This window comes from Ancylobacter sonchi, from assembly GCF_018390695.1.
GTDB lineage: Bacteria > Pseudomonadota > Alphaproteobacteria > Rhizobiales > Xanthobacteraceae > Ancylobacter > Ancylobacter sonchi.
In genome coordinates this window covers 1-10,238 of sequence record NZ_JAHBGF010000037.1, presented here as the reverse complement: position 1 = coordinate 10,238, position 10,238 = coordinate 1, and the positions used below count along the sequence as shown (strand labels likewise).

Below are 10,238 nucleotides of genomic sequence, written 5' to 3'. Positions count from 1 at the left end.
CCTCCTGCTCCTTCAGCATCCCGATAATCTGCTCTTCCGTGAACCGTGAGGGGCGCATCGTCCGTCTCCGTGAGTGACGGACTCTACTCAAATCTGGAGGAAGATCAGGGGCTCAGGTCAGAGGCATTAATGTGCGCCGCTACGACAGCTTCAGCCACATAATAGGCATCCCGATCCGTTTCCGTGTTCTCTGCGGAGCCTCGATACCGTGACGACGCGCACGGCTGACCAGCAGCATTATCGCACAAAGCACCCTACCCCGAAGATAGCGTGATACGCCACCTACGCGGTCAGCACCACAAATGTGGATTGCCGTTCGGGAATTGTCGACTATTGTATCTTCTCGGTTTCGAGTTCGCCAGTAGGTAGCAAAATGACATTCGACGTAAATTATGAGCATTTGCAACCTGCATACTAATGCAGCATATCAATGCGGACATTTCGTGGCGCAGCACAATATTTAAAAGCGAATTAATATCCTATTCAATTAGCAGGAATGAGTATCCATGAATAGCCATAAAGATAATATTTCTTTTGATCTCGAATATGCTCGCGATAAAGAGAATAATACGAAAGAGACAACTCTTTTCAAGAAAAGCGAATTAAAAGAATTTCCAGATGTTTCGCTGCTTTCTTGTGCTTTATTAGATCTGGTAAATAAATTTGGCGGACATGATGAAATCGAATTCTCGGATAAACGGGGAAATCGTGTCGTACTCGGCGGACCAGTTGACAATAAATCATTAAAAAATACAATTATTCATTTTGGCGGATCTCGCAACACTGTCTTATTACAAGGACTAAGGGGGGTTGCGAGACTGGATATCGCTTGCGTCAATGGCGGCACTGTGTCCATGTCGAATCCACACACGGTCCGCGGGATGACTATATTTTGCACGCAGGGTGCTAGCGTCAATATTTCAAGTGGATGTATGGCATCAAGAGATATACTCTTATATTCGTCGAAATCTCACGGGCTGTATAGTTCAATTAATGGGTCGAGACGCTCTAAGTCCAGCATTGAAATAGGAGAACGCGTTTGGATTGGACAGGGGGTGAAAATATTGACCGGGGCACAGATCGGGAACGGCTCCGTTGTCGGCGCGTTCAGCGTTTTGGCAGGAAAAGTACCCAATAATTGTGCGGCAGCAGGCAATCCCTGTAAGGTAACATCTAAGAATGTATTCTGGACCGGAAACGCCGTCCCAGACGATGGGAATTATTTCGAGATGCTGAAAAGGGAAAATTTGCCTATTCCTCCCTTCGTGCGGCTCACTGACGAGAGTTCTTGAGAGTACTATTCATCAAGAGTCCGACCCAAGAACGTCCCCATTAACGGGGCTCCTCTTTAGAGCTGATGTTGGGTCCTTCTCCTTGGAAGGAAATGGGGATGCGACGACATGAACTTTCGGACGACGAGTAGCGGATCATTGAGGCGCTGCTGCCCGTAGCTCGGGGGGCTCGGGCAGACGACCGGCGGGTGATCAACGGCATCCTGTGGCGGTTTCGGACTGGTTGGTCCTGGCGCGACGTGCCGGAGCGCCACGGGGCTCGACCGGCGCGACTGAATCGCTTAAGCTGATGGTGGGACGTCGGCGTCTGGGACCGGCTTTTGGCTGCGGCGCCCGAGACTTACGACGGCGACATCGTGATGGTCGACCCGCCCTGCGTCCAGGTCCACCATCATGAGGCCTCGGGTAAAAAGGGGCTCTGGCGATCCTTGCATGGGAGGTTCCCGCAGCGGCCTAACGACGAATATCCACGCTCTCGTCGATGCCGAAGGCCGCCCGTTCCGAATCGAACTCACCTTGGGACAGACAGGCAACGCGCCGATCTCAGTGACGTTGCTGGATGACGTCCGATCGGGAGTGAGAGACACCGCCGACAAGGCCCGCGACGCGGATGGCATACGCGCCCTTGTGCGAGACCACGGCGCTTGGTCTAACATCCCGCCGCGCTCGACCCGCAAAGTGTCCTTCAGCTTCAGCCGCTGGGCATATCGCCAACGAAACCTTGTGGAGCGCTTATCCAACCGCATCAAACAAATGCGCCGCATTGCCACACGCTACGACCGAGGGCCGACAACTTCCTCGCAGCCATCAAGCTGCTCCCAGCGCGCCTCTCGACCAACACCTTATGGGTCCGCTCTCTAAGGAACTGAGAAGCCACTTCTGGATCTTGCAGCGATGGGATCGAGAATTAAACCGATTCAAGCACCCCCTCCGGCACCTGGCCAAAAGATACGATTATAATGGGCAGGTCCGAGTCGCCGCTGTCTAGGTCTACCTCGTTCGAAAAAGCAATAACCGCCACCTTTGATAAACTCATCCGCCGAGCAATCCGCTCGGCATCGATTGCGCTTCGCGCTTCGATCGGAGTGCCAACCCTAATGGCCCCACGTCTACCCACTTCGAAGGGTTGGACCACGTAGAAGGTTTTCTTTGACATCGCAGATTCCTCTTTGGCAGGAAAATAACCCGCGATAGTGAACAGAGCAAGAACCAAAGCCCCCCCCCTTCATTGTGTACGCCCTTGGATACGTATGCCCGGCCAATGATGCTGCCGAACGGACGGCGATTGGCGGCGGTCCGGCTTTCGGCGTTCCCACCTCTCGCCCAGGCGGGAGGGCTTCCCGATCAGCCACTAAGCTACTCCGACTGGCCTCTGAGGGCAGTCGGCAGTTTGCCAGCGAGGCGACAACAGGGGAGTGCAAGAAACGCACCCGGATGATGATCTTTATGCGACCAGATGAGCTCTGCTCGCTCGATTCGGTTGCCCGATGTTCGACGTTGCCTGATGCTTCATTGATCCCAGCGCCGGCCAATGCCCGGCAAGAGTACGACGGGCATCTGTCTGTCTGGGCTCGACAGACTGCCGACAGCGGTCAGGAGGCGGAAGATGATCGTATCGCCAGTAGACACATTTAGGCCTCCAATGCCGTTCCGGCCCAGGACGATACAGCAAGGCTCCAGTGGTATTACACGTTCTCGGCAAGCCAATGCCAAACCCATCCATTGCGAGCTTCTACGTCTGTGCCGTGACGGATTGCCGAAGGCGCGGTTGTCCAACCCACTCCAAGGGAGAGTAGCCCCTGACTGACGGCACCGGAATATATCACCACTTGGTCGAGCTAGAAATTTCTCTTGATTGAGGTTTTGCTCGTCGTCAGGCACTGGCAGTAACACTACGTTTAACTTCTGCCGAAAAATCTGAGCGCCCTAAATCTCTTTCGAGTCAATCATCGGATAAGCACGAAGGCCGACAGCACTTCAATCTGAACGCACATATATAATTAAACATCCAAATCAATTCCACAATTCATCTATGCTATTAGATGATCGAATATTTCGATACTTGACAACAAACTGCCTACCAGGCTCCCCACCCTTGTAGATACCAAACTTCATACGATACCATTTCTTTACGTTATCATCTATATTATAGCCCACTTTTCCGCACCAGTGAGCAATCTCACTGGGAGAAGTCTTCACAGACACACACCCCTGCCCGACTGGAGTTATGTTGAATTCTATGGCTATTTTTATCCAACGATCGGGCTCAAGATATACTGTCGATATTGAGGTGCCTCCTCTATCGCCACTCCCACGCGCCATTATAGAAGCATAATGCGATTCGCCCCGATTCATCCGGAGCCCAAATATTGGAGGACGCCCACCCCCTTGCCAAAACTGCATCATATAAAACCACGTATTCGTTATTTGGGACTCTTTCGGAACATTTATCTCAAATGAGATTGCATACGTCTTATTAAATAGGAAATTATAATTTACTACGGCAAGTTCCGATCTGTTATGCTGGAAACTAAATGACTTGAGATCAAAAACAAACGCCGGAATGGCGCCTGACTTGTCGATATATACGGGATATCCACCGCCTTCACATTTCCCTTTTAGAGACAAGCCACCTGTAATTACGTTACCTCCCTCGCCAATTGCCGATGAACATGCCTCTCCATTTGACACTTCACTTGTTATTGTTGGGACCTCCCATGCGAAAGCGCCATTTGCGCCGAAAAATAGTAAAAATACGAGTACACTTAAATAATATTTCCACATTTTCATTTCCTACACGCCTTGCCTCTCGCGGATTCGCTTTCCGATCTAGTGTCCCGCTATGTTATTTGCATTGTAATTATTTAATTGCGTTCAATTTTGGGCTGACTGTAAACTCCGATCGCCTTGGGTGGCTGGCCGAATTAGGGGTAGGAGTTAATGATCACAGCCGGAGGAGTATGGTGGCCGCCAGAGCGAGGGCGGAGAAGAAGACGGTTGGGCAGCGGTCGTATCGTGTTGCTACGCGGTGCCAATCCTTGAGACGGCCGAACATGATCACGATGCGGTTGCGCCGCTTGTATCGGCGCTTGTCGTTTTTGACGGCAAGGAACGTGATTTGCGGCCCGGAATGCAGGGTTTGATGCCCTTTTTCTTGAGTGCGTTCCTGAACCATTCGGCCCCCCCCCGGGCAGCCTCCACTAGGGCTTGGGCAGATCGTCGAGTAGGGCTGCTTCGCCGATGTAGCCGCTGACCTGGCCGGCCGTAGTGAAGAAGCTCAGGGGGCCGGCCGTTGGCGTCCATGAGGGCGTGCAGCCTGGCGCCCGTCCCGCCCTTGGTCTGTCCTATCAGGCGCCCGAGATCTCAACTGATGGCGTGGATGCTCCCTCCGGCGGGCAGGCGAAGTGCCCGGGCAGCGCCTTATCGGCTCCTTCAGGAGGAACACATATCAGATATTCTTGTCCTCGCGATCGAATTGGCCAAGCGGCGCTTCCAGGTCCGCGGCGCGGATGGGGGGGTTCTATTCAATCGGATGGCCTCCCGCACAAGCTGACCCCACGGATGAAGGCTCAGGGGTCACTGTCGGCGTCAGCCTTCGTGCCCCTGAGCTTCGATCCAGGCGACGCCTACCAGTTCGACTGGAGCCACGAGATCGTGCTGATCGACGGCACGACGGTGACGGTCAAGGCCGTCCTTGTCTGGCTCTGCCACTCGAGCATGCTGCTCTTACGAGCATCCGCTCGAGACCCAGGAGATGGGTGTTCGACGCTCACGATCGGGCGTTCGCGTTCTTCAAGGGCGACTGTACGTGCGGCATCTATGGTAACATGAGGGCAGGTGGAGGCGATCTTCGTAGGGCGCGAACGAGCCTCTAATCGGAGCTTCCTGTGGATGTGCGGGCATCTCGTCGTCCATCCCGTGGCTTGCATACCGGCGTCGAGGCGGGAGAAGGGACAGGTCGAGAACCAGGTCGGGCTGGTGCGCGAACGCTCTTCACGCCACGCCTGCGGGTGAAGAACTGCCCAGCCTTCGGTCAGCTTGGGACGGATCGGACATCCTTCGACATAGACCAACTCATAGATCTTGGTGGTCAGGCCGCCGCATGAGCCACCCATGCAACGGGGTCGTCCGTCTTCTTTGGTCGTTGGCGGCATGGGAGATGAATGACGATCTACGGGGCATCGATCCTCGTTAGGCGCTGTATTCCGGGCACGATTTTGAGCGGGGTCGCGTAGACTCAAGGCATCAGGTAGTCAATCTGGCTCTAGGGATGGGTGGCGGCGATGTCGGTGATGATGCAGGCGAGATAGGCCTGCGGATCGACAGCGTTGAGCTTGCAGGTTTCGACGAGAGAGGCGATGACGGCCCCGTGTTCGCTGCAGCCAGCGGAGCGCTCGACATGGAGTTAATGAGCGTCATCCGGCGCTGGCATCATCGGGATCGTTGCTCGATCCGGAAGATATTCCGCCGCAGGGGCCTCTCGCGGAACACCGTGCGCAAGTACAGTATCGGCAGTAGGTCAAACGTCGATCTCCCAGACAACGTTCAGCCGTATCGTCGGCCACCGGGTTTCCAGCCACCTTCGCCTTGGCCCGTTACATCGGCGCTTTGTCGTGCGACCATAGACCATATTCAGCGTAGGATCGGCAAATTCGTTTCTGGTCGATGGCCCAATCGAACCGAGGCAGCGGCTATACGCTTCTATAGCGATAGCGGAACACGGGTTTCGCAGATCGTCCTGATGGAAGCCGCCCTAGGTGGCGGAGTCATAACGCATTGATCCAGATGCGTGCTGCGGCAAGCTTGAGTGCGGCGAGGAAGTTGTCCTGGCGGCGGTCATAACGTGTGGCGAGGCCACGCATCTGCTTGATGCGGTTGAAGAAGCGCTCGATGTGGTTCCTCTGTCGGTAAAGCCACGGGCTGAAGGCGAAGGTGCGCTTGCGGATGACGCGCGGCGGCACATTGGCGAAGGCGCCGCGCTCCGCCGTCTCGGCGCGGATGGCGTCGGTGTCCTAGGCCTTGTCTGCCAGCAAAATGCCACCCGGTGCGAGGCGCGCCAGCAGTTCACGCCCGACCGGCGCGTCGCCGGCCTGCCCGGCCGTGAGGGTGAGGTGGATGGGCCGCCCTTCGGCATCGACCAGGGCATCGATCTTGGTGGTCAGGTCGCCCCGGGAGCGTCCCATGCAACGATCGTCGCCGCCCTCTTTTTGATCGCGGCACCATGCTGGTGCACGCGAACGCAGGAACTATCGATCATCACGATGTCGCCGTCATAGGCTACCGTCACCGCTTCCAACAGACGGTCCCAGACCCCAGCGCCCCGCCAGCGCACGAAACGATCGTAGAGGGTTGTGCGCGGACCGTAGCGCTCCGGCACGTCCCGCCAAGGTGCTCCGGTGCGGAACCGCCAGAGGATGCCGTTGATCACCCGGCGATCATCCACCCGGGCGACGCCCCGCACCTTGTTCGGCAGCAGCGGGGCGATGACCGCCCATTCTTCGTCGGTAAGTTCGTGACGGCGCATCTCTTAGACTCCCGGTTCGGGAGCTTGAATCACGACAAAAACCGCCGCGCAAATTTACGGGGCCACTGCCTAGGGATTGTGCGGCGGGTAACTCCAGCTTCAACCGCCCGATCTTGGTGTTCTGATCATTCATAAGCGACCACCCGGAATCGGGCCTGTTGCACAAACGGGAGCATCCCTACATGGTGGCAGCGCTATATTCTAACTGTCTAGAATTGATGGGAAAGGTGCCTTTTCGATGTCTCAGGCTGTCGATCGCCTTAGCAGAGCGCAGGTCCACATTACCTCCGGCAACACAGACAAGGCAAAAATCTTATTGAGCAGAATATTGAAGTCGTCGCCGCATCGACTCGACGCATTAATGTTACTCGCCGACATTCGGCGCAGAGATGGAAATATTATTGGGTACATTAAAGCATTGCGCCTAATTTGGAACATGAAACAAGATAATTTTTCTATAGGTATAAAGTTATCGAGCTCTCTCATATCGACAAAGAAATGGGAAGAAGCAGATTACATTTTACGAAAACTTACTTCTTTATACCCAAATAACGTAACTGTCAAAATACAGACGGCAAAGTTGCATGGATATCGTAGAGGCAATCATAATTCGGAAGAAATTATCAGGGACCTTTGGCTGAATCAACCAGATGACCGTGAGATTGGTCTCTCTTATTTCGACCAGCTCGTGAAGAATGGACGTTTTTTGGAGGCAGATATTGTCTTACGCAGAGTTATAACACTCGCCCCAGGCCGAACTGATCTTCTTGTGAAACTTGCCATCTTTAGATATACACTGATCGGGCACACTGATGAGGCCGAAGCATTGGTTGATCACGATTGGTCTCAGTGTCGAGCAACTGTCCCGCTCGATCTCGCCAAGCTGCTTACACGCGCCGGGCGGGCTGAGGCCGCAGAAGCGGTTCTACATCGAGCGCTGGATGCCTTTCCGGAGCACCCCGAACTGCTGCTCGCTCTCGGCCGCCGCCAATTTGCGAATCAGCAATATGCAGAGGCAATCGAGACATTTGAACGCGCCATTCAGACAACAGGATCCCCCACTGACGCTTGGATTGGGCTCGCGAGCGTCATCGGCCGAGCTTCCTCCATGCGGCTCGCAAAGGACAAGCTCACGGGAGCCCTGACGGTCAAGGGCGACGACCCCGCACTGCATGTTGCATTAGCCAACCAGCTTCTAAGTATGGGCTTCCTCGACGAAGCAGAGAAAGTCACATTTTCAGCCAAATCTCGTTTCATGAATGACACCGCGATTAAAAGATTATATATTCGGTTACACATAATTTCCGGTCGATTTGATGAAGCGGCAGTCGCGATTTCGACTTTGCCAAATAAGACGTACAAAGACATTCGGCGCAACACTTACCTAACGGCTTCCCTTCTTAAGGAGCAGTGGCGTGTCGATGAGGTGCTCTCCCTTTATAAAACACCCAACAGACTCGAGACCTCCGAATACCGCCTTCTTGCCGACGTCCGACTTATGGCGTTGGATGTCGCGGGCGCCAGATCGAGCCTGGGCGAGGCGTATAGAAGGATCCCTCAGCGCCGCATGCTCAACGTTTCGCAGGGACTTGCGGGTGAAATTCTCAATGATTTCTGGACCGATTCTGATGCTCTCAGTGCTGGTCAAGCCGCGCGAGAACACGATACGCTCCACGGATGGGTGGAGACTGTCAGAGCAAATCGGCACCACACTGGTTGCGCTATGGGCTTTATGATTTATTTACGCCAATCTGGCGTACTTAGTGAAAAAGAATGTAACTCGAACTACGGCAGTATCACACGTCATATCCATCAGTTTTGGGATACCCTAGACATTCCCGATGATGTAAGTGCATTGATGAAGGAATGGAAGATATCCAATCCCGACTGGACCTACACGTGCCATTCCCTGTCTTCCGTCCGAGAATGGCTTCAAGGGCATCCAGATCAACGGTTAGTACGCGCCTTCAGGCAAACAACATCCGTTGCCGGCAAAGCAGACCTGCTGCGACTCGCCATTCTTTTTGATGCGGGCGGTGTTTATGTGGACGCGGATGACCGGTGCGTCGCTCCCCTTGATGCCTTTCTGAAAGGCCGCGAGCTTGTCCTAAGACAGGAGCACTACGGGTCGATCGGAAACAATTTTATCGCTGTGCGACCACACCATCCGGTCATTGGTCAAGCGTTGGATCAAGCGTTAACGGCTGTACTGCGTGGTGATCGCGAATCTATTTGGCTGTCTACCGGGCCAGGCCTCCTGACTCGCGTTTTGGCCTCGTACATTACTGACGACCCTTCTCGATTAGAGGCTCTAGGCCGAGAAATAATTATATTTGATAGGCCGAACATCAACCGTTTTTGCGTATCTGGCTGCCGTGTTTCTTACAAATATTCGGAGAAAAACTGGCAGGCAAGAGAGTTTCGCAAACCAGAGAGCCGACTCACTAAGCTCTGACAGGCCTATCAATTCGTTTTTACGGTGATCAGTCTTTCGAATCCGAGGCGTTATGAACCGCCCTGGGTTCGCCGGGAGAAAGGGGCCATTAAGAGCAACAGGACGACCAAGTTTTCGCCTGAGGTGCGCGAACGCGCGGTGCGGATGGTGCTGGAGCACGAGGCGGAACATCCCTCGCGTTAGGCGGCGATGGTGTCGATCGCCGACAAGATCGGCTGGACCGCTCGGCCCCTCAACGAATGGGTCAAGAAGACCGAGGTCGATGCGGGCAAGCGAGCTGGCGTGCCGACGGATGTTGCCGAGAAGCTGAAAACCCTTGAGCGGGAGAGCCGTGAACTGCGCCAGGCCAATGAGATCCTCCGCAAGGCGTCGGCTCATTTCGCCCAGGCGGAACTTTGATCGCCCGTTCAAGCGATGATCGCCTTCATCGACAATCACCGAGGGGCTTACGGGGTCGAGCCGATCTACAAGGTCTCGATCGCCCCGTCCACCTACCACGAGCGGCTGGCCCAGCGGCACGATCGGACCCGGCTTTCGATCAGAGCGCGGAGCGACCAAGCACTAAAGCCCGAGATCGCCCGGGTCTTCGCCCAGAACTTCGCCGTCTATGGTATGCGCAAGCTCTGGCGGCATATGCGCCGGGAAGGCTTCGAGGTCGCCCGCTACACGGCGGCGCCGCGGAAGGGCGAGCTTGGCCTGCAAGGAGTGATAGGGGCCGCCGGTGCGCACCACGATCAGCGACCAGGCCTCGCTCTGTCCGCTCGACCACGTCAACCGCCAGTTCCACGCCCCGGCGCCCGATCGGCGGTAGCTGTTGGATTTCACCTACGTCGCCACCTGGACGGGGTTTGTCGGAGCAGCTCATTTCGGTGCTGAAAGAGCAAGAGGCGGGGATGAAGACCGCCGATGTGTGCCGCAAGCACGGGATCTCGGACGCCACGCTCTATAAGTGGAAGGCCCGGTACGG

Annotated in this window: 4 protein-coding genes, 6 pseudogenes and 1 other annotated feature; of the genes and pseudogenes, 6 read left to right on the top strand and 4 right to left on the bottom strand. The window is 55.1% G+C overall.

What is annotated here, in order from left to right; genetic code table 11:
- Positions 1-506: 506 nt before the first annotated feature.
- Both KHC28_RS27565 and KHC28_RS24000 read left to right on the top strand, forming a co-directional pair.
- A complete protein-coding gene (locus KHC28_RS27565; RefSeq protein WP_246565170.1) occupies positions 507-1,292 on the top strand; it encodes an acyltransferase in 786 nt (261 codons plus the stop codon).
- Positions 1,293-1,426: 134 nt separating this feature from the next.
- Positions 1,427-2,161, top strand: a pseudogene (locus KHC28_RS24000) (IS5 family transposase).
- Positions 2,162-3,305: 1,144 nt separating this feature from the next.
- On the opposite strand, the gene KHC28_RS23995 reads toward KHC28_RS24000, so the two are convergent.
- Complete coding sequence (locus tag KHC28_RS23995; RefSeq protein ID WP_214010919.1) at positions 3,306-4,076, bottom strand: heparin lyase I family protein; 771 nt, start codon at positions 4,074-4,076, stop codon at positions 3,306-3,308.
- 160 nt (positions 4,077-4,236) lie between these two features.
- A pseudogene (locus tag KHC28_RS23990) lies at positions 4,237-4,649 on the bottom strand (transposase); the annotation flags it as partial.
- 228 nt (positions 4,650-4,877) lie between these two features.
- On the opposite strand from KHC28_RS23990, the pseudogene KHC28_RS27560 reads away from it, so the two are divergent.
- Positions 4,878-5,311, top strand: a pseudogene (locus tag KHC28_RS27560) (IS21 family transposase); the annotation flags it as partial.
- A 245-nt stretch (positions 5,312-5,556) separates the two neighbouring features.
- Here the strand turns inward: KHC28_RS27560 and KHC28_RS23985 are convergent.
- Together KHC28_RS23985 and KHC28_RS23980 are read right to left on the bottom strand one after the other, a co-directional pair.
- Positions 5,557-5,682: pseudogene (locus KHC28_RS23985) on the bottom strand (transposase domain-containing protein); the annotation flags it as partial.
- Between the two features lie 376 nt (positions 5,683-6,058).
- Positions 6,059-6,816: pseudogene (locus KHC28_RS23980) on the bottom strand (IS5 family transposase).
- Between the two features lie 238 nt (positions 6,817-7,054).
- On the opposite strand from KHC28_RS23980, the gene KHC28_RS23975 reads away from it, so the two are divergent.
- From KHC28_RS23975 to KHC28_RS23960, 3 genes and pseudogenes are all read left to right on the top strand, one after another.
- Positions 7,055-9,271, top strand: coding sequence for a tetratricopeptide repeat protein (locus tag KHC28_RS23975; RefSeq protein ID WP_214010918.1), 2,217 nt, complete (start codon positions 7,055-7,057; stop codon positions 9,269-9,271).
- 144 nt (positions 9,272-9,415) lie between these two features.
- Positions 9,416-10,079 (top strand): annotated as a pseudogene (locus tag KHC28_RS27555) (IS3 family transposase); the annotation flags it as partial.
- Positions 9,643-9,757 (top strand) — a sequence feature (AL1L pseudoknot). (Overlaps the previous pseudogene by 115 nt.)
- 10 nt (positions 10,080-10,089) lie before the next feature.
- Positions 10,090-10,238: transposase (locus tag KHC28_RS23960; RefSeq protein WP_376772793.1), on the top strand; the 149-nt coding region annotated here is incomplete at its 3' end.